The following is an 18,520-nucleotide window of genomic DNA, read 5'->3' on the forward strand; positions in this document are numbered from 1 at the left end:
CCGCGAGGGGAGCGCGTAGGTCGGATAAGCCGTAGGCGCCATCCGACGCGTAAACCACAATCGTCGGAAGGCGCTTTGCTTTTCCGACCTACTCGCTACTTACTGTCATGCTGCCTCCCCGCCTCTGCCAACGAACACGGGCTCGCCGCGTTCCAGTGCCGAGAAGATCACGGGCAGGATTTCTCGGGTGGTGATTTCGCCTTTTTCATCCTTGCAGATCAGCAGCAACTGCTGGTAGCAAGACGGCCCCACGGGCAACACCATGCGCCCGCCGTTTTTGAGCTGATCGACCAACGCTGGCGGGATCCACTGCGGCGCGGCGGTGACGATCACCTTGTCGTAGGGGGCATGCTCGGGCCAGCCGAGGTGCCCGTTGCCGACCCTGATCTCGACATTGTCGTATCCCAGCCGCACCAGCCGTTCCCGCGCCTGGCGCGCCAGACCTTCGATCAGCTCGACACTGTAGACCTGCCGCGCGAGCCGGGTCAGGATCGAGGTCTGGTAGCCCAGCCCGGAGCCGATTTCGAGCACCGTTTCATCGGGTTGCAGTTGCAGCAGGTCCGTCATCAGCGCCACGATGAAGGGCTGGGAGATCGTCTTGCCGTAGCCGATCGGCAGCGGACGGTTCTGGTAGGCATGGGCCAGCATGTCGTCGGGGACGAACGCATGGCGCGGCACACGGCCCATGACCTCCATGACCCGCGCATCGAGTTGCGCCTTGCCGAGATACTCGCATACGTCCGCGGCCTCGCTGGCGATGTCTTCCAGCATGCATCGGCGCTGCCGGGCGAACCATTCCTCGTCCATCGCACTCCTCTTCTTTTCACTTTCTTTGTCAGCAATGCCGTAGGACGGGATTCATCCCGTCACAATGGTTTTGGTCAATGAAGCGACGGGTTGAAACCCGTCCTACAGCAGACTCGCAACCTTTCACCCTGTGGGAGCGGTTGAAAACCGCGAAGATTCCGGCCATCGAGCCAGCGATCTGCCGACTTATTCACCCACTTGATCGTTGAATCATAGACAGCGCGAAATTTCTGCCAGCAGGAAATCATCTGAAGGCATGCCAGCCGGGCGGAACAGGCCCTAGAACCTGTTCACAATCTGTCGCGGACGCCGTCAACGGGGTGAAGAGCAGCGCAGGAACCGGAGTTTATGCGGATAAATGAGGATTCCGAGCAGCACATGAGCCCCGATCACGGCTTCGCAGTAAGATTGTGAACAGGTTCTATGCTGAAACCATGGCCCATCACACCCCCCTCCTCTTCGGCGCTTTCGACCGCCACAACTTCGGCGACCTGTTGTTCCCGCACGTCGCCGCCGCGCTCTTGCATTCCGGAAACCTGCTGTTTGCCGGGCTGGCCGAGCGCGACCTGCGCAAGCACGGCGGCCATCGGGTGCGGGCACTGGCGAATCTGGCGGCGGAGTTGCAGGACCAACCGGTCGACGTGATTCACGTCGGCGGGGAAATCCTGACCTGCGATGCCTGGCAGACGGCCGTGATGTTGCTGCCAGCGGAAGAGGTGCAGGCCACGATTGCGCATCTCGATTCGCTGCCGGCAGAAAAAATGGCGTGGGCGCAGCGGCAGTTGCAACTTGCCGACCTCGCCCCGTACGCCCTGTCGCGCGATTTGTTTCGGAAAGCCGGCAAGGTGGTTTATGCCGGCGTGGGCGGCGTGGAACTGGATCGCCGCCCGCCCGCGATGCGGGCCGAAGTGCTGGCCAAGCTCAGGGCGGCGGACTGGGTGAGCGTGCGCGACCGCTGGACGCTGGCGCATCTGCAAGCCGCCGGCATCCCGGCGCGGTTGATCCCCGACCCGGCTTCGCTCGTCGCAGAGCTTTTCGGCGAACGCGTCCGGCTGCACGGGCAAACTGGCGAGCCAGCCCGCATCGCTGCCGAGTTCCCGCAGGGCTATATCGCGATGCAATTCAGCGCGGATTTCGGCGACGACGCGACACTCGCCCAAATAGCCGCCCAACTGGACGAAGCCGCCGCCGAGAGCGGGTTGGGCGTGGCGTTCTTCCGCGCCGGCGCCGCGCCCTGGCACGACGATCTGGAATGCTTCCGACGAATCGCAGCCCGCCTGCGCACACCGCGCGTACAGATATTCGAATCGCTGAATGTGTGGGACATCTGCGCGCTCATCGCCCGGAGCTGCGTCTATTGCGGCAGCAGCTTGCACGGCCGGATCGTCGCCATGGCCTTTGCGCTGCCGCGCATCAACCTGATCCACGCAGCCGCGCCGGAACATGCGCCCGGCAAACAGGCCGCCTACGCTACGACTTGGGAAGCGGAAGGCACGCCCATCGCCGTCGAAGCAGCCGGAATCGCTTCCGGCATCCGAGAAGCGCTCGCAGTTGATCGGTTGGGGCTCGTGCAGACAGCCTGCAGGTTGGTTGGTGCCAGCCGTGAGGGGTTATTGGCTTGGACGTGTGAAGTTTGAATTTTGCAGTCATACCGGCGAAGGCCGGTATCCAGCAGCGGAGCCGCTTCAAGCCTCTGGGCCCCGGCCTGCGCCGGGGCGACGACTTCGAGCAGCGAGCAGGTCGGAAAAGCAAAGCGCCTTCCGACGATTGCGGTTTATGCGTCGGATGGCGCCTACGGCTTATCCGACCTACGCTCTGCAAAATTGGGGGGAATAGGGGCCTGCTTAATCAAGAACCAGCTCAGTAGGCGAGCGAGCCAAAGCAGGAGGCCGGAGCGCAGGAACCGGAATGTACATGGAGTACATGAGGATTCCGAGCACCGCCCGACTGCCAGATGCGAAGGCGCAGCCGCCTAATGAACAGGTTCTAAGTAAGCAACCCGCGCAGCTTGTAAATCAACTCATGCGCCTCGCGCGGCGTGAGTTCGTCCGGATCGATGTCCTGCAACTCTTGAATCACCGCATGGGGTTCGGGTTCTTCGGGCTGCGGCAGCACGGCAAAGAGATCGCCCTGACCTTCCACGCGCACGCTGCTTTGCTCCAGCTCCACCAGCTTGCGCTTGGCCAAGCGCACCACGTCGCGCGGTACGCCGGCCAACTGCGCCACGGCCACGCCGTAGCTTTGCGAGGCCGGGCCTTCCTGCACGGCATGCAGGAACACGATCTTGTCCTTGTGCTCGACCGCATCCAGGTGCACGTTGGCGACGGTCGGGTAATCCTGCGCCAGCCGCGTCAGCTCGAAATAGTGCGTGGCGAACAGCGTGTAGGCACGGTTCTTTTCGATCAATTGCCGCGCAATCGCCCACGCAAGCGCCAAGCCGTCGAATGTGGACGTGCCACGCCCGACTTCGTCCATCAGCACCAGCGAATGCTCGCTCGCGTTGTTGAGGATGTTCGCGGTTTCGGTCATCTCGACCATGAAGGTCGAGCGCCCGCCCGCCAGATCGTCCGATGCGCCGATACGGGTGAAGATGCGGTCCACCGTACCGATCACGGCCGAGGTCGCCGGCACAAAACTGCCGACATGCGCCAGCAGCACGATCAGCGCCACCTGGCGCATGTAGGTCGATTTACCGCCCATGTTCGGGCCGGTGATCAGCAACAATTTGCGCGCCAACTGCAGATCGACACCGTTGGGGATGAAATCGTCGATCTGCGCTTCGACCACCGGATGACGGCCGGCTTCGATGCGGATCAGCGTTTCGTCGGAGAATTCCGGCGCGGTGTAGTTGCCCAGCGCGGCGCGTTCAGCCAGACAGGCCAGCACATCGACCGTCGCCACGGCCTGCGCAGCGAGACGCAAGTCGGCCAGCCAAGTTTGCAACTGGTCCAAGATGGCCTCGAACAGCGCCTTTTCCAGCGCCAGCGAGCGCTCCTGCGCCGAGAGGGCCTTGTCCTCGAATTCCTTGAGTTCCGGCGTGATGAAGCGCTCGGCGTTCTTCATGGTCTGGCGACGGCGGTAATCGTCCGGCACTTGATCCAGATAGGAATTGGTGATCTCGATGAAGAAGCCGGCCACGCGGTTGTATTCCACGCGCAGGGTGGCGATGCCAGTGCGCTCGCGCTCGCGCGCTTCCATTTCGATCAGGTACTGGCCGCAGTTGTGCTGGATACCGCGCAGTTCGTCGAGTTCCGCCGAATAGCCGTCGGCGATCACGCCGCCTTCGCGCAGCACGACCGAGGGCTCGGGCAGGATGGCGGCGGCCAGCAAGGCATGGATGGACGCATCCGGCTGCAGGGCGCGCGCCAGTTGCTTGAAGAATTCGCCTTCCGGCAACACGCGGACGAGTTCCGGCAGTTGCGCCAAACTATCGCGCAAGCTGGAAAGATCGCGCGGCCGGGCGCTTTTCAGCGCCACGCGCGCGCAAATGCGCTCGATATCGGCCACGGCATCCAGCACCCGCGCCACGTCCTGATACGCGCCGGTTTCCAGCAAAGCGCCAATCGCCGACTGGCGCTCCAAGATGCGCGCATGGCTGCGCAGCGGATGATGCAGCCAGTGCGCCAGCAGACGGCTGCCCATGCCGGTCGAGCAGTGGTCGAGCAACGAAAACAGCGTCGGCGCAGCCTCGCCGCGAATGGTTTCCGTGATCTCCAGATTGCGCCGCGTAGCGGCATCGAGTTCGATGTATTGGGTATGGTGCTCGACACGCAAGCCCAAGAGCTGCGGCAACGCCCCACCCTGCGTGCTGCGCACGTATTCGAGCAAAGCCCCGGCCGGACCAACGGCAAGCAGATCGGCTTCGACACCGAAACCGGCCAGATCGTGCACGCCGAAATGGCGCGTGAGGTTGCGCCCGGCCGCTGCCGGGTCGAACTGCCAGCCGGAAAGCTTGCGGACCGGCATCGGCAGGTTATCGAGCAAGGCCAGATCGGCATCGTCCGGCGCCAGGATTTCCGCAGGGCGCAGACGTTCCAGCTCGGAAGCGAGCTTTTCCGCATCGGTATCCATCAGCGCAAAATCGCCCGAAGCCAGGGACAGCCACGCCATCCCCATCTTGCCCTTGTGGAAAGTCAGCGCCAGCAGGCGGTTTTCGCGCTTGTCGTCGAGCAAGGCCGCATCGGTCAGCGTGCCCGGCGTCACCACGCGCATCACCTTGCGCTCTACCGGCCCCTTGGCATTGACCTCGCCCACTTGCTCGCAAATCGCCACCGATTCACCGAACTTCACCAGCCGCGCCAGATACTGTTCGGCGGCATGATAGGGGATGCCCGCCATGCGGATAGGAATGCCGGCCGACTGCCCGCGCGTGGTCAGCGTGATATCCAAGAGCTTCGCCGCCCGTACCGCATCGTCATGGAACAGCTCGTAAAAATCGCCCATGCGGTAGAACACCAGCTTGTCCGGGTGGTCTGCCTTGATGCGAAGGTATTGCTGCATCATCGGAGTGTGCTGGGGCGTGCTGTCCTTGCTGGCCATCGTCTGTTCTTGCTTTGATCGGGAAACAGCGGAATTTAGCATAAAGGCCGGCCCTGTTGACATGACCGCGAGCCGATACCGGAAAGGCCATTGCGACCTTGCACGGTTTCGCTCGGCGGCCACCTCGCGTGGGAGCGGATGAAATCCGCGAATCGGGCGGTGGTTTCAAGCCGTAGCCGGTCTTGCGACCGGGCGGATTTTTTGCGAGCCATTCGTCACAATGGGTCGAGTCAAGCCGGCGTAGAGGGCAAGTTCGGATCAAGTGACTCTGGCATAAACAAGCTGTTATGATTTCTGCACGCTACAGGCATCAAGGAGTACCCATGACACCCACCCCCATTGAGACGATCGAAGCCGCTGCCATGCAACTGCCCAAGGCCGACCGAATTCATCTGGCGGAACGCCTGCTGGCCAGCCTGGAAGAAGATGATGAAATCCAGACCGCCTGGATCGCAGAAGCCGAACGCCGTGCCGATGCACTGGATAGCGGCACGACGCAAGCCATCGCTATCGAAGATGCCATGGCCCAGCTACGTGGCAGCTTGCAGCATTGAACATCGTCATCCATACGGCCGCAATGGCTGAGCTTCAACAAGCCTGCGATTACTACCGGGATCAGGCTTCCAGCCTCGTCGCCGAAAACTTCCTGGCGCAAGTCGATCATGCGATTGGCTGCCTGCGCGAATACCCGGAACTGGGTCAGCCTGTTTCATCGCGCCTGCGCACGCTACCGCTGCGCCAGTTTCCGTACTCCATGATCTACCGTCTGCAAACCCAAACTCTCACCATCCTGACCATTGCCCACCAACGCCGCCGTCCGGGGTATTGGGCGGGGCGTTAAACCCCGCTCAATTTAACGATTGCGCATTCATGCGCCCTGCATCCACCCATCCCACGGCGGCGGATCGCCGAGTTCTTCGGCGAGGTAATCGACCAGCGCCCGTACCTTGGCGGACAGGTGGCGGCGGGAGGGGTAGACCGCGTGCATGAACAGATCGGTCAGGCGGTAATCCGGGAGCACGGGCACCAGCCGACCGTTGCGCAGGTCTTCGCCAATCAAAAATGTTGGCTGGCGCGTAATGCCCTCTCCTGCCAGCGCGGCCACGCGCAGGATGTCGCCGCTGTTGGCGCGCCAGCCGCCTTTCACTGCGACGCTTTCCTGTCCGTTGGGGCCAATGAAAGTCCATTCATCGCAGCGGGGTGAGTTGGTGTAGATCAGGCAGGCGTGCCGGGTCAGTTCTTGCAATTGGACCGGTGCGCCCGCCCGCTCAAGGTAGGCAGGCGCAGCGCAGCAGACGATGCGCACCGTGCACAGGCGCCGTGCAACCAGCGATGGATCGAGTTGCGCGGTGATGCGCAGCGCCAGATCGAAGCCTTCCTCGACCAGATCGATCAGCCGGTCGGATAGCGAGACCTCGACGTCCACCTGAGGGTAGCGCGCGCGAAACCCCGCCAGCAGGCCAGCCATGCGTTCCGCGCCGAACGACATCGGCGCGGTCAGGCGCAACAGACCGGAAGGCGCTGCCGATTGCCGCCCCACCAGCGATTCGGTTTCTTCGAGCTCGGCCAGCAGTGGCAGGCTGCGCTCGTAATAGGCCCTGCCTGCATCGGTCAGGCTCAGGCTGCGCGTGGTGCGGTTCAGCAAGCGCCCGCCCAAGTGGGCTTCCAAATCGGCGATCAGGCGCGAAGTCGCTGTAGTGGAAAGGCCCAACTGCTCAGCCGCACGGACAAAGCTGCCCGCCTCGACCACGCGCACAAACACCTGCATTGCGGTAATCCGGTCCATTGCCGCTCCAATTATCCCGAATACAGGGATTCAAATTCACACAATCACCAGTTTATCCCGGAACATGAAACCAACATACTGATTCCATCAACTCAAGGAGATTCACCATGATCGATACCCGTACCGCACCCTATGCCGCGCTGGCACTGCGCGCTGCCCTTGGCATCATGTTTGTCGCACACGGACTGACCAAGCTGCTTGTTTTCACCCTGCCCGGCACGGCCGCTTTCTTTGCCAAGGTCGGATTTCCCGGCTGGATGGCCTATCCGGTCACCGCCGCCGAAATCATAGGCGGGGCAATGCTGGTCATCGGCGTCTATCCGCGCATCGTCGCTGCAGCCCTGCTGCCGGTTCTGATCGGCGCAGCCAGCGTACACTTGAATAATGGCTGGTCTTTCAGCAACCCCCGTGGTGGGTGGGAATACCCGGTCTTTCTGATCTTTGCCGCACTCACCCTGGCGCTTCTGGGTGACGGCGCGTTTGCACTGAAGCCATCGCCAGCACTCGGCCGGAGGTAAGCATCATGAGCACCCTGCCCGCCCTGTTCGTTTCGCACGGCTCGCCCATGCTGGCGCAGGATGCCGGCCACACCGGGGCGGCCTGGCAGCAACTCTTTGCCAGCCTGCCCAGACCGCAAGCCATTCTGGTGCTGTCGGCGCACTGGCTTACCCCCGCTCCACAGGTGAGTGCCACGGCCCTGCCCAAAACGATCCACGATTTCGGTGGCTTCCCGCGCGAGCTCTACGGCATGCAATACCCTGCTCCGGGTGCACCCCAGCTCGCCGGTGAAGTGGCGGCCTTGCTGGATGAAGCCGGTTTCACCGCCAGTCTCGACCCCGAGCGCGGGCTGGATCACGGCGCCTGGGTTCCGTTACGGTTGATGGCTTCCGCTGCCGATATCCCGGTACTGCAACTCTCGCTGCAGCCGCAGTTCGGCCCCGACTACCACTATCGACTGGGGCAAGCGCTGGCTCCGTTGCGTTCGCAGGGCGTGCTGCTGCTCGGCTCGGGCAGTCTCACCCACAACCTGTTCGAGGTGCAATGGAACGCGGGCGATGACGAATCCGCCGTTCCCGAATACGTCTACGCCTTCCAGCGCTGGGTGCACGAAAAGCTGCTCGCGGGCGATACGGCGGCGTTGCTCGACTATCGCCGCCAAGCGCCTTCCGCCGAACGCGCCCATCCCACGGAGGAACATCTGTTGCCGCTGTTCGCCATGCTGGGCGCGGGTTCGCCGGGGGCGGTGCGTCGACATTTTGCGGGGATTACGGAAGGCGTGCTGGCGATGGATGTTTACAGTTTTGGTTTTTGAGCCTGTTGAACCACAGAGGCACGGAGAACACAGAGAAAACCAAAAACACAATGTTTAGTCTTCGGCAATCCGGATTCGGCGGGTTACGCCTTTGGCTAACCCGCCCTACCATCTGCGCCGGTATGACGACAAAAACTCAAACTTCACTTGGCCGGATCAATATGCAGACATGCATTTGCAGTCCTAAGTTCAATTCGCGGATTTCATCCGCTCCCACATGAATCTGCAGGTTCTTTGTTTGCCCTTCTGCAATCTGGACTTCTTGCAAAAATCCCGACGAATCTGCTTGCATGGAGACGGCCAAGGCGATTTAATGACTGACTGGTCAGTTATTTGATTATCTCCGAAATGTCCACTCATCCCCGTCCCCGCCAGCGCCGCAAAGAAGCCCGTCCGGGCGAGATCATTGCCGCCGCGCTGGAGCTGTTTTTGACCAAGGGTTTCGCCGCGACCAGGATCGACGACGTGGCAAAAGCTGCGGGCGTAACCAAGGGCACGGTCTATCTCTACTACCCGAGCAAGGAAGCGCTGTTCCAGGCTGCGTTGCGCGAAACGGTCATTCCCAACATCGCCCGCGCGGACGAGGCCATCGTCACCGCCGGCCAGTCCGCTGCCGGGCAACTGCGCACGACGATCCGCTTCTGGGCCACCAGCATCGCCGAATGTCGCGGCAGCCTGCTCAAGCTCCTGATTGCCGAAGCGGGCAACTTTCCGGAGCTGGCCGATTTTTACTTCGAAGAAGTGGTCAAGCCGGTACAGAACCACGTTGCCTGCATCATCCACCATGGCATCGAGCGCGGCGAATTCCGGCCGCTGGATGCCGAAATGCTGGCACGTACGCTCTTCGCTCCCATCGCGCTGACCAACATCTGGCGCTATACCCATTCCGGCCCGAACGCCCTGCAGAGCGATCTCGTGGCGCTGGCCGAGTTTCATCTGGATGTCGTACTCAACGGCATCATGCTTTCCAGGGAATCGACATGACAGAAAAGAAATCCCAGCCCCTGCGGCAGAAAAAAGCGCGTCAGGTCTTTGCGGCGCTGGCGATTGGCATCGTGCTGCTGCTTGTCTGGCGCTGGTGGTGGAGCACGGGGCATGTTTCCACGGATAACGCGCAGCTCGAAGGACACATCGTCCCCGTTTCCGCGCGCGTGGGCGGTTATGTGAAAAGCGTGGCGGTCGCGGACAACCAGCCCGTCGATGCCTCGCAACTGCTCGTCGAACTCGACCCGCGCGATTTCGCCGCGCGCGCAGCGCTGGCCGAAGCCGATTACCAGCAGGCGCTCTCCTCCGCCGGCAAGGAAGGTCAGCCCGGCATGGCGCTCGCGCAGATCGGCGCGGCTCAAGCCAACGCTGCGGCCGCAGCCTCGCAAACGCGCACCATGGAAGCCCAGATTGTCGAGGCCCGCGCCAACGTGGAAAAAGCCCAGCGCGACTATCTGCGCGCCAAGGAGCTGGCCGACAAGAAAATGGTCAGCCCCGCCGCGCTCGATGCCGCCGATACTGCGGTCAAGACCGCCCGCGCACACGTGGCGGCGCTGGAAGCGCAACTGAAAAGCTCGCGCGAATCCGCAGCGGCGGCGGGCCAGCAAGTCGGCATTTCGACCGCCGGGCTGAAATCCGCCCAGGCCAAGGTCATGGCGACAGAAGCCGCGCTGCAACTCGCGCGCAACCAGTTGCAGGATACGCGCGTGCTGGCACCGGCAGCCGGGCTCGTCAGCAAGAAGGCCGTGGAGCCGGGGCAGATGATCCAGGCCGGACAGACGCTGCTCTACCTCGTCCCGACCGACAACCTCTGGGTCACCGCCAACCTCAAGGAAACCGAGCTCAAGCACGTCAAGCCGGGGCAGGAAGTGGAAATCGAAGTGGACGCCTTCCCGAGCCTGAAGCTCAAGGGCAAGGTGGATTCGTTCAGCGGCGCGACCGGCGCGCGTTTCACGCTGCTGCCGCCGGACAACGCCACCGGCAACTTCACCAAGGTCGTGCAGCGGGTTCCGGTCAAGATCGCGCTCGATGCGCTGCCCAAGGACGTGCAACTGCGCCCCGGCCTTTCCGTCAACGTCACGATCCTGACGCGATGAACCCCATCCTGCCCGGCCTGAGCCGTTCAACCACGCCGGACGAAATCCGCACCAACCGCTACATCATCGCCCTGACGGTAACGCTGGGCTGCGTGCTGGAGCTCGTCGACACGAGCATCGTCAACGTCGCCATCCCGCACATGATGGGCACGCTAGGCGCTTCGCTCGACGAGATCACCTGGGTTTCGATCGGTTACGTGGTCGCCAACGTCATCGTGCTGCCGATCTCGGGCTTCCTGTCGCACGTTTTCGGGCGGCGCAACTATTTCATCCTCTCGATCCTGTTGTTCACCTTCGCCTCGTTTGCCTGCGGTAGCTCAACCTCGCTCGGCGCGCTGGTGTTCTGGCGCATCGTGCAGGGATTGGGCGGCGGCGGCCTGATCGCCACGGCGCAGGTCACGATCATGGACGTCTTTCCGCGCAAGGAAGTGGCGACCGGCATGGCGGTCTTCGGCATGGGGATCATGACCGGCCCGATGCTGGGCCCGACGCTTGGCGGCTGGCTGACCGACGAATATTCCTGGCCGTGGATTTTCTACATCAACCTGCCGCTGGGCATCCTGGCGCTCTTGTTCACGCTGGTCTACGTCCCCGAAGCGCTGCACCGGCGCAAGATCGAAAAGATCGACTACATCGGCCTGCTGATGATGGCCGCCGGAATCGGCGCGCTGCAACTGATGCTGGAACGCGGCGAGCGGCTGGACTGGTTCGAATCGGGCGAGATCGTGGCCTACGCCGTGACCAGCATCCTGGCGCTGGGTGCGTTCGTCATCCGCCAGCTCGAAAGCGAACACCCGCTCGTGGATTTCCGCATCTGCCGCGACATCCAGTATTCATCGGGCCTGTTGTTCACCTTCCTGCTGGGTGCATCGCTGTTTTCCACCGTTTTCGTCTTCCCGGTCTACGTGCAGACGCTGATGGGCTATACCGCGTGGCAGACGGGCTTGTTGATCCTGCCCTCGGCCATGGCCTCCGGCATCGCCATGCCGGTTGCAGCCAAGGCTATGGAGCGCGGCGTTTCCGCGCGCGGCATCATCGTCGCCGGCATTCTGGTCTTCGTTTACTCGATGTGGGGGCACTACCACTTCACAACCGAATCGGGCGTCAGCGACTTTCTGCTGCCACTGATCATCCGCGGCTTGGGGCTCGGCATGATCTTCATGCCGCTCAACGCACTGACCATGGCCAGCATCCCGCCGCAAACCCGCGCCGATGCCAGCGGCCTCTACAACCTGACGCGCCAGTTGGGCGGCAGCGTGGGCATCGCCGCATCGGCCACGCTGATCACCACGCTCGGCAACATCAAGTACGCCGCGCTCAACGAGCACCTGGCCGGCAACAACGCCCTGGCGCTTGAACGCCTCGCCCTGCTCAAGTCCCGGCTTTTAAGCCTGGGCACGCCGGATGCGCTGGCCGATCTGAAGTCCATGGCCATTCTCGGCTCGCAGATCGCCAGACAGGCGCAGATGCTGTCGTTCAGCCACCTGTTCCTCTTGTTCGGACTGGGTATGGTTCTGGTACTGCCGCTCCTGCTCTTCATGAACAAGGAGGGGGCAGTGGATAGCGAGGGCGGATTGCACTAACCCAACAAAATACTTTCAAATCAATCAAATACACCAACAAAAAAGGCGCTCAAGGCGCCTTTTTTACTGCACTCATCCAGGCATCAATGATGCCGTCCGCCCGGGCGTCGTCCGCCACCCAAAAGCGCCGCGACACCACCAGCAGGACGGCGGTTGCCTGATTGCGGCTTGGGGGCAACATTGCCGTTCACATCGGGCTTGGGTTTGGGAATGACATTACCATTCACCTCGCGCGGCGATGCTGGCGGTACGTTGCCCTTGCTGCGTGGCTGCGCATCGGCGGCTGGCTTGCCCTGGCGGGGCGCCGACTGGCTGCGCGGCTTGTTCGCGTTTTGCGAACGCCCACCTCCGCCCTGCCCCTGGCGCGGCTGCCCTTGACGCTGCCCGCCTCCCTGACGCGGGCCACGGCCATTCTGGATCGGCTCGGGTTTGGCTTTCGGATCCCAGGAGAAACCTTCCACGGTGCCAGCCGGAATCTCGCGCTTGATCTTGCGTTCGATATCGGCGAGCAGCTTCAATTCATCCACGCAAACCAGCGAAATGGCCTCGCCCTCCGATCCGGCGCGCCCGGTGCGGCCGATGCGGTGCACGTAGTCTTCCGGCACATTGGGCAGCTCGTAATTCACCACATGCGGCAATTCGGCAATGTCGATGCCGCGCGCGGCGATGTCCGTTGCGACCAGCACCTGCAAATCGCCGCTCTTGAATTCGGCCAGCGCCTTGGTGCGGGCGTTTTGGCTCTTGTTGCCGTGAATGGCCAGGGCGGTGATGCCGTCCTTGCCCAGTTGTTCCGCCAGGCGGTTGGCTCCGTGCTTGGTCCGGGTAAAAACCAGTACCTGATGCCAGTTGTTTTCCTTGATCAGGTGCGCCAGCAGTGCGCGCTTTTGGTCCCGGTCCACCGTGTAGACTCGTTGCGAGATCAGTTCGGCAGTCGCATTGCGGCGAGCCACTTCGATCAAGGCCGGATTGTCCAGCAGGCTGTCGGCCAGCTCCTTGATTTCATCGGAGAAGGTCGCGGAGAACAGCAGGTTCTGGCGTTTCTTCGGCAACAGCGCCAGCACCTTGCGGATATCGCGGATAAAGCCCATGTCGAGCATGCGGTCGGCTTCATCCAGCACCAGCGTATCGACGTGGGAAAGATCGACGCTTTTCTGGCTCACATGGTCGAGCAGACGACCCGGCGTAGCCACCAGAATATCGATGCGCTTTCTGAGCGCCTGCATCTGCGGATTGATGCTTACGCCGCCAAACATCACGAGCGAAGTCACCTTGGTGTACTTGCCATATTCGCGCACGGATTCTTCGACCTGAGCGGCGAGTTCACGCGTCGGCACGAGCACCAGGACACGGATTTTTTTGTGCTCGACCGGCTTGGTAATCAGGTTTTGCAAGATCGGCAGGGTGAAGCCGGCGGTCTTGCCGGTGCCGGTCTGAGCGCCGGCCATGAGATCGCCCCCTGCCAACACAGCAGGAATGGCTTGTTTTTGAATGGGGGTCGGCTCGTTATAACCGAGTTCGCTCACGGCGCGCACAAGCACGTCCGCAAGCCCTAGGGATGCGAAAGACATAAAACTCCAGAAGGGATAAACATCAGCCTGTCATCCATCGGGATGCCAGTCGGAAGGCGGACGGGAAAACAACACGAAAAGCGCTGACTGGTGGCGCAGTAGAACCAGAGAAAACAGACAAAGGGAATGACGCCACAACTGCGGGTTGCAGCGTCATTCAGTAAATCATCAGAGGTGCTGGCGAATCACCTGCAGCATCTGGCCGAACACGCGCGGCGTGCCGCAGAGCACGTTGCCCGATTCGAGAAACTTTTCTTCGCCGCTGAAATCGGTCATCAAACCGCCGGCTTCGGTCACCAGCAGGCTACCGGCCGCGATATCGTGCGGCTTGAGGCCAAATTCGAAGAAACCGTCGAAACGGCCGCATGCCACATAGGCGAGATCCAGCGCAGCAGCACCGGGGCGCCGCACACCGGCGGCCTTCTGCGTCATGTCGCGGAAGATGGCGGTATAGGCATCCAGATTCTGGAATTCGGTATAAGGGAAGCCGGTACCGATCAGGGAATCGGCGAGTTCGCGCGTCTTGGAAACACGGATGCGACGGTCGTTCAGGAACGCGCCCACGCCGCGGGTCGCGGTAAAGAGATCGTTGCGGCACGGGTCATAGACCACGGCCTGGGTCACGATGTCGCGATGCATCAGGGCAATCGAAACGGCGTATTGCGGGAAGCCATGCAGGAAATTGGTGGTGCCATCGAGCGGATCGATCACCCACACATATTCGGAATTGCCCCTGCTCCCGGATTCTTCGGCCTGGATGGCATGGGTCGGGTAGGCTTCGAGAATGGTCTCGATGATGGCCTGCTCGGCGGCGCGGTCCACCTCGGTCACAAAATCATTGTGCCCCTTCTTTTCCGGGGTGATGAACTCGATGTTGTTGGAGGCGCGCTGGATAACGGTAGCGCCACGGCGCGCAGCGCGCACCGCAGTGTTCAGCATGGGATGCATGGCAATTCCTGATTCGCTAAAGATCGATAGTTAGGGGCGCATTGTACCGTCAGATGCAATTTTAGAAAATGCCATCCGGCCGAGTGTTGTTTGAAGTTGACGTCATACCGGCGCAGGCCGGCATCCAGCAACGAAATAGCCTCAAGGGCCTGCGCCGGGGCGACGGGTTCAAATTGAATCCGGCCACGCACAACGCTCGAAATGTACTGCGATTGACGTGTAAACTGCCCGACATTCAAAAATCGCCGCACATCCATGTCCCAAACCGATCTTCCCGCCAACACCGACATCCTGGCCCGCTTCCGGGTTGTTCTTTCGCATACCTCGCACCCCGGCAACATCGGCTCCACGGCGCGGGCCATGAAGACCATGGGCTTTTCGCAGCTCTACCTCGTCAACCCCAAGGAATTCCCTTCCGACGTGGCGCGCTCGCTCGCCTCCAACGCCGACGACCTGCTGGAAAACGCGATTGTGGTGAATTCGCTCGAAGAAGCGCTTTCCGGAACGACCCTGCAGGTCGCGATGACCGCGCGCCGCCGCGAACTGGCGCAGCCCCTGCAAACGCCGCGCCAGCTTGCACCGGAACTGCTATCCGTAGCCCAACAAGGCGGCGAGATTGCGCTGGTTTTCGGCACCGAGATGTCCGGGCTGACCATCGACGAAGTGCAGATTTGCAACCGGCTGGTCACGATCCCCACCAACCCCGATTATTCCAGCCTGAACTTGGCTCAAGCCGTACAGGTATTCTGCTACGAGCTGCGCGCCAGCGTTCTGGACGACGTTTCCTGGCTCGCAGAGGTGCCCCGCTACGCCGATCACGATTACATCGAACGATTTTTCAGCCATCTGGAAGAAACGCTGATCGCCATCGGCTTTCTCAAGCCGGACCGACCCAAGCGCCTGATGCCGCGCCTGCGCCGCCTGTTCCAGCGCGCCCGGCTGGAGCAGGAGGAAGTGGACATCCTGCGCGGGATTCTGCGCGCCGCAGTGGAATTCGAGCGCCCGCAACCCGGTCAGGAAAACGTGCCGCGCAGGAGATAAAACCTGTATCGAACCACAGAGACACAGAGGGCACAGAGGAAAAACCAAAGCAGGCGTAGGGTGCGCCACGCGCACCTTTCACCCCCAGATCAAGCTAATGCCGTTCACTTTAGCCAAGTGAGCGGCATTTTGTATTGAACAGCGCTGCATGCAGCACGCTCCCGCCCTGGAAGGCGCCGAGAAGCACAGCAAGGCGCGGGAATTCGGCGAGCACTGTTTGAGGCCGCAGGCCGAGTTGCGCAGCCGCCGCGTCTTGCGAGCATCGCAGGGAACCCCGCAGGGGCGCCGGAGCGGGCTCGCCTAGGGGTGAAGGGGATTTGGCGAGACAAATCCCTTTCCCGTCTGCCGGGCGGAACCGGCTGTAAACCCTGCGCCGCAGGCGCGTAAAAATCTTTAAGTGAACGGCATTACCCCGATCAAGCGCGCACGGCGCACCCCACCACTCTGTGGTGAAATTTGGGCGTTATTCCAGGTAACGCTTCCCGCCATACCCCGAAAAACCCATCATGAGCCGCGTCAGCCCGAAGCAGGCCCAATCCATCACCCGCTGGAACCAGCCTGCCCGATGCAGGTCTTCAAGCCGGATTTGCACTGAATCCTCGTCCAGAACCCGTTGCAGGTCGGCACGCAGAATCCCGGAAAATTCGCCATCGCGCACGAACACGTTGGCCTCGCGCGCCAGGAGCAGGCTGAACGGATCAAGGTTGCTCGAACCCACGGTGCTCCATAGCCCGTCGATCACCGCCACCTTGGCATGCATGAAGCCCTTGCGGTATTCGTGAATCTCGGTGCCAGCCGCCAATAGTTGATGATAGAAACCGCGCGTGGCGTGGTGCAGAAGGACGTACTCCGTCACCCCCTGCAAAAGCAGCACCACGCGCACGCCGCGCGCCGCAGCCCGCTTCAAGGCATGGCGGAAACGCCAGCCCGGCAGGAAATAGGCGTTGGCGATAACGATTTCACGCTTTGCGGATTCGATGGCTCGCAGGTATTCGCGCTCGATGTCGCGCCGGTGGCGCAGGGTGTCGCGCACCACGAAGCGGGCCTCTGCTGCTCCTGCGATTTCGCCCACGGGACGCAAATGGCTCCTGCGCAGCCACTCGTGCTTGAATCGCGCCCATGCGGAGCGTCGCCATAGCCGGCTCATCGACGCATGCATGCGCGGCACCAGTGGCCCGCGCACTTCGACCGCATAGTCGTAACGTGGCGCCAAGTCGGCAATATCCTGGTTGTAATCGGAAATGATGTTGATGCCGCCGACAAAACCGACCTCGCCGTCGATGACAACCAGCTTGCGGTGCAAGCGGCGCAGGCGCGTACGGGCAAAAAACGAACGCCCGGCTTCCGGGCGGAAAAACAGCACCTGCACGCCCGCTGCAAGCAAACGATCCTGCTGCGCTTGCGGAAAACCGGCCGCACCGAATCCGTCGAGCAGCAGCTTGACCACGACACCTCGCGCCACAGCAGCGGTCAGCGCATCTGCGACCGCTTCGCCAATCTCGTCGAACTCATAGATGTAGGTTTCGATCAGGATCTCGTGCCGGGCGGAGCGGATCGCTTCCAGCAGCGAGGGGAAATACTCCACTCCGTTGAACAGAAGGCGCAGGCGGTTTCCTTTGACGTAGCCGGGCATGAATCGGTTACCCCCGATAATGCATGACGGCAAAAAGCGGCGCATGATCGGAAAGACCCACCCATGCGTCATGCGCCAGCACGTTGGCCTCTTCCACGCTGAAGCCGCGCGAATAGATGCGGTCCAGTTGCAGGAGCGGCAAGCGGGCCGGGAAGCTGCGCGCCGGCGCGCCGTGCAAGGTCTCGAAAGCTTCCGCCAGCCCCAGATCGCTTGCGAGCACGTGCGTGGCCTCGCGCCGCCAATCGTTGAAATCGCCGGCCAGCAGCAACGGCTCGTGCGCGGGAACATTGGTCTCGACATGCTCACTCAGCAATGCCAGTTGCTTGCGGCGGTCACGCGCCAGCAGGTTGAGATGCACGCACAAGGCATGCAGCGGCTGATTCCAGCCTGGCGGTTGCAACACGCAATGCAGCAATCCACGCTGCTCGCGCCGGTGCAAGGTCAGATCTACGTTCTGCCAGCGCAGGACAGGATAGCGTGACAACAACGCATTGCCGTGATGCCCTTCGTGGTAATTGGCATTGCGGCCGTAAACACAAGCCAGATCGTCGCCGGCCAGAAATTCATGCTGTGGCGCCTGCGGCCATGCAGCAAAACGACTCGCCCGGCGCCGGTGTTCTCCCTGCACTTCCTGCAAAAAAACCAGATCGGGAGCCAGGCGTGACAACTCCTGCCGCACCTCATGCAAAACCAGGCGGCCGTTGAAAAACGACACGCCCTTGTGGATGTTGTACGAGGCAACCCGGAGACGTTTTTCCATATCTTAGTTACACACGCGCTCGGGCAATTTGCGGATCGCCTCGGCGTTCGATGGGGAAAACACCATTTCGGCTGCCACGCTCCAGTCCGCCCACTTGTAACGGCGGTGCTCGCGCTCGGACAGCGTCACCGCCAGTGGTTCCGGCACTTCCAAGCTGAAAACATGCTCGGTATTGATCGTCACACCCGGCGCATAACGATGCCGCCAGATGTCGAAAATCTCAAAGTCGGAACAGTATTCCCAGTCGCGCAGCGGATAGTCCTGCGCCGGCAAGCCGGTTTCCTCGCTCACTTCGCGGCGCGCAGTCTGGGCCAGGGGTTCGTCGCCTTCACGGCTGCCGGTCACGGATTGCCAAGCGTTCGGGAAATCCACGCGTTCCAGCAACAGCACCTTGAGATCGGGCGTATGGATCAGGACAAGAACGGAAACGGGTTGTTTGTAGGGCATGTCTTATTTTTGGGT

General features: G+C 61.9%; 18 protein-coding genes. 10 read left to right on the forward strand and 8 right to left on the reverse strand.

The features are described from left to right. Positions 1 to 105: 105 nt before the first annotated feature. The gene (locus BMZ36_RS04760; protein ID WP_218142633.1) at positions 106 to 807 is read right to left on the reverse strand and encodes a protein-L-isoaspartate(D-aspartate) O-methyltransferase; all 702 of its coding nucleotides are present in this window, start codon (positions 805 to 807) and stop codon (positions 106 to 108) included. A 434-nt stretch (positions 808 to 1,241) separates the two neighbouring features. Here BMZ36_RS04760 and BMZ36_RS04765 point away from each other — a divergent pair, with 434 nt between their 5' ends. Beyond that, positions 1,242 to 2,444, forward strand: coding sequence for a polysaccharide pyruvyl transferase family protein (locus BMZ36_RS04765; RefSeq protein WP_091192071.1), 1,203 nt, complete (start codon positions 1,242 to 1,244; stop codon positions 2,442 to 2,444). A 349-nt stretch (positions 2,445 to 2,793) separates the two neighbouring features. Here BMZ36_RS04765 and mutS read toward each other — a convergent pair whose 3' ends face one another. Next, complete coding sequence (gene mutS, locus BMZ36_RS04770; protein WP_245747775.1) at positions 2,794 to 5,346, reverse strand: DNA mismatch repair protein MutS; 2,553 nt, start codon at positions 5,344 to 5,346, stop codon at positions 2,794 to 2,796. Between the two features lie 323 nt (positions 5,347 to 5,669). Here mutS and BMZ36_RS04775 point away from each other — a divergent pair, with 323 nt between their 5' ends. Both BMZ36_RS04775 and BMZ36_RS04780 read left to right on the forward strand, forming a co-directional pair. Beyond that, positions 5,670 to 5,900, forward strand: coding sequence for an addiction module protein (locus BMZ36_RS04775; protein ID WP_091192073.1), 231 nt, complete (start codon positions 5,670 to 5,672; stop codon positions 5,898 to 5,900). Continuing rightward, on the forward strand, positions 5,897 to 6,187 hold the full coding sequence (locus BMZ36_RS04780; protein ID WP_091192075.1) for a type II toxin-antitoxin system RelE/ParE family toxin: 291 nt from the start codon (positions 5,897 to 5,899) through the stop codon (positions 6,185 to 6,187). The genes BMZ36_RS04775 and BMZ36_RS04780 overlap by 4 nt, the downstream gene beginning before the upstream one ends. Before the next feature lie 27 nt (positions 6,188 to 6,214). Here BMZ36_RS04780 and BMZ36_RS04785 read toward each other — a convergent pair whose 3' ends face one another. Further along, positions 6,215 to 7,132 carry a LysR family transcriptional regulator gene (locus BMZ36_RS04785; RefSeq protein WP_091192077.1) on the reverse strand — a complete coding sequence of 306 codons (918 nt, stop codon included), beginning with the start codon at positions 7,130 to 7,132 and terminating at the stop codon, positions 6,215 to 6,217. 107 nt (positions 7,133 to 7,239) lie between these two features. Between BMZ36_RS04785 and BMZ36_RS04790 the strand changes: the two genes are divergently transcribed. From BMZ36_RS04790 to BMZ36_RS04810, 5 genes are all read left to right on the forward strand, one after another. Then, positions 7,240 to 7,650 carry a DoxX family protein gene (locus BMZ36_RS04790; RefSeq protein WP_091192079.1) on the forward strand — a complete coding sequence of 137 codons (411 nt, stop codon included), beginning with the start codon at positions 7,240 to 7,242 and terminating at the stop codon, positions 7,648 to 7,650. Positions 7,651 to 7,655: 5 nt separating this feature from the next. Then, entirely contained in the window at positions 7,656 to 8,444 is a 789-nt protein-coding gene (locus BMZ36_RS04795; RefSeq protein ID WP_091192081.1) for a dioxygenase family protein, read from the forward strand. Positions 8,445 to 8,792: 348 nt separating this feature from the next. After that, complete coding sequence (locus BMZ36_RS04800) at positions 8,793 to 9,428, forward strand: TetR/AcrR family transcriptional regulator (protein WP_091192083.1); 636 nt, start codon at positions 8,793 to 8,795, stop codon at positions 9,426 to 9,428. Then, positions 9,425 to 10,525, forward strand: coding sequence for an HlyD family secretion protein (locus BMZ36_RS04805; RefSeq protein ID WP_091192085.1), 1,101 nt, complete (start codon positions 9,425 to 9,427; stop codon positions 10,523 to 10,525). The genes BMZ36_RS04800 and BMZ36_RS04805 overlap by 4 nt, the downstream gene beginning before the upstream one ends. Continuing rightward, the gene (locus BMZ36_RS04810) at positions 10,522 to 12,108 is read left to right on the forward strand and encodes a DHA2 family efflux MFS transporter permease subunit (protein ID WP_091192087.1); all 1,587 of its coding nucleotides are present in this window, start codon (positions 10,522 to 10,524) and stop codon (positions 12,106 to 12,108) included. Before BMZ36_RS04805 ends, BMZ36_RS04810 begins: the two co-directional genes overlap by 4 nt. A gap of 83 nt (positions 12,109 to 12,191) precedes the next feature. On the opposite strand, the gene BMZ36_RS04815 is transcribed toward BMZ36_RS04810, so the two are convergent. Both BMZ36_RS04815 and BMZ36_RS04820 read right to left on the reverse strand, forming a co-directional pair. Continuing rightward, complete coding sequence (locus BMZ36_RS04815; RefSeq protein ID WP_091192089.1) at positions 12,192 to 13,676, reverse strand: DEAD/DEAH box helicase; 1,485 nt, start codon at positions 13,674 to 13,676, stop codon at positions 12,192 to 12,194. 168 nt (positions 13,677 to 13,844) lie between these two features. Beyond that, positions 13,845 to 14,624 (reverse strand): inositol monophosphatase family protein, encoded by a 780-nt coding sequence (locus BMZ36_RS04820; protein WP_091192091.1) that lies wholly within the window; start codon positions 14,622 to 14,624, stop codon positions 13,845 to 13,847. Positions 14,625 to 14,879: 255 nt separating this feature from the next. Between BMZ36_RS04820 and BMZ36_RS04825 the strand changes: the two genes are divergently transcribed. Further along, positions 14,880 to 15,665: an RNA methyltransferase gene (locus tag BMZ36_RS04825; protein ID WP_091192094.1), complete on the forward strand. Its 786-nt coding sequence runs from the start codon at positions 14,880 to 14,882 to the stop codon at positions 15,663 to 15,665. 148 nt (positions 15,666 to 15,813) lie between these two features. Further along, complete coding sequence (locus BMZ36_RS14505; RefSeq protein WP_177187780.1) at positions 15,814 to 15,969, forward strand: hypothetical protein; 156 nt, start codon at positions 15,814 to 15,816, stop codon at positions 15,967 to 15,969. Between the two features lie 159 nt (positions 15,970 to 16,128). On the opposite strand, the gene clsB is transcribed toward BMZ36_RS14505, so the two are convergent. From clsB to nudB, 3 genes are read right to left on the reverse strand one after another with little or no spacing between them, the layout of a single operon-like run. Then, complete coding sequence (gene clsB / locus BMZ36_RS04830) at positions 16,129 to 17,298, reverse strand: cardiolipin synthase ClsB (protein WP_091192096.1); 1,170 nt, start codon at positions 17,296 to 17,298, stop codon at positions 16,129 to 16,131. 7 nt (positions 17,299 to 17,305) lie between these two features. Continuing rightward, the gene (locus tag BMZ36_RS04835) at positions 17,306 to 18,058 is read right to left on the reverse strand and encodes an endonuclease/exonuclease/phosphatase family protein (protein WP_091192099.1); all 753 of its coding nucleotides are present in this window, start codon (positions 18,056 to 18,058) and stop codon (positions 17,306 to 17,308) included. Between the two features lie 3 nt (positions 18,059 to 18,061). After that, on the reverse strand, positions 18,062 to 18,505 hold the full coding sequence (gene nudB, locus BMZ36_RS04840) for a dihydroneopterin triphosphate diphosphatase (protein WP_091192102.1): 444 nt from the start codon (positions 18,503 to 18,505) through the stop codon (positions 18,062 to 18,064). Positions 18,506 to 18,520 lie beyond the last annotated feature (15 nt).

Source organism: Formivibrio citricus (assembly GCF_900115065.1).
GTDB lineage: Bacteria > Pseudomonadota > Gammaproteobacteria > Burkholderiales > Chitinibacteraceae > Formivibrio > Formivibrio citricus.

Coding starts and splice junctions, on each gene's coding strand:
- BMZ36_RS14505 (WP_177187780.1), top strand. CDS start 15,814: ATGCAGCACGCTCCCGCCCTGGAAGGCGCCGAGAAGCACAGCAAGGCG.
- BMZ36_RS04835 (WP_091192099.1), bottom strand. CDS start 18,058: ATGGAAAAACGTCTCCGGGTTGCCTCGTACAACATCCACAAGGGCGTG.
- BMZ36_RS04825 (WP_091192094.1), top strand. CDS start 14,880: ATGTCCCAAACCGATCTTCCCGCCAACACCGACATCCTGGCCCGCTTC.
- BMZ36_RS04765 (WP_091192071.1), top strand. CDS start 1,242: ATGGCCCATCACACCCCCCTCCTCTTCGGCGCTTTCGACCGCCACAAC.
- BMZ36_RS04790 (WP_091192079.1), top strand. CDS start 7,240: ATGATCGATACCCGTACCGCACCCTATGCCGCGCTGGCACTGCGCGCT.
- BMZ36_RS04820 (WP_091192091.1), bottom strand. CDS start 14,624: ATGCATCCCATGCTGAACACTGCGGTGCGCGCTGCGCGCCGTGGCGCT.
- clsB (WP_091192096.1), bottom strand. CDS start 17,298: ATGCCCGGCTACGTCAAAGGAAACCGCCTGCGCCTTCTGTTCAACGGA.
- BMZ36_RS04815 (WP_091192089.1), bottom strand. CDS start 13,676: ATGTCTTTCGCATCCCTAGGGCTTGCGGACGTGCTTGTGCGCGCCGTG.
- BMZ36_RS04785 (WP_091192077.1), bottom strand. CDS start 7,132: ATGGACCGGATTACCGCAATGCAGGTGTTTGTGCGCGTGGTCGAGGCG.
- mutS (WP_245747775.1), bottom strand. CDS start 5,346: ATGGCCAGCAAGGACAGCACGCCCCAGCACACTCCGATGATGCAGCAA.
- BMZ36_RS04775 (WP_091192073.1), top strand. CDS start 5,670: ATGACACCCACCCCCATTGAGACGATCGAAGCCGCTGCCATGCAACTG.
- BMZ36_RS04760 (WP_218142633.1), bottom strand. CDS start 807: ATGGACGAGGAATGGTTCGCCCGGCAGCGCCGATGCATGCTGGAAGAC.
- BMZ36_RS04795 (WP_091192081.1), top strand. CDS start 7,656: ATGAGCACCCTGCCCGCCCTGTTCGTTTCGCACGGCTCGCCCATGCTG.
- BMZ36_RS04810 (WP_091192087.1), top strand. CDS start 10,522: ATGAACCCCATCCTGCCCGGCCTGAGCCGTTCAACCACGCCGGACGAA.
- nudB (WP_091192102.1), bottom strand. CDS start 18,505: ATGCCCTACAAACAACCCGTTTCCGTTCTTGTCCTGATCCATACGCCC.
- BMZ36_RS04800 (WP_091192083.1), top strand. CDS start 8,793: ATGTCCACTCATCCCCGTCCCCGCCAGCGCCGCAAAGAAGCCCGTCCG.
- BMZ36_RS04805 (WP_091192085.1), top strand. CDS start 9,425: ATGACAGAAAAGAAATCCCAGCCCCTGCGGCAGAAAAAAGCGCGTCAG.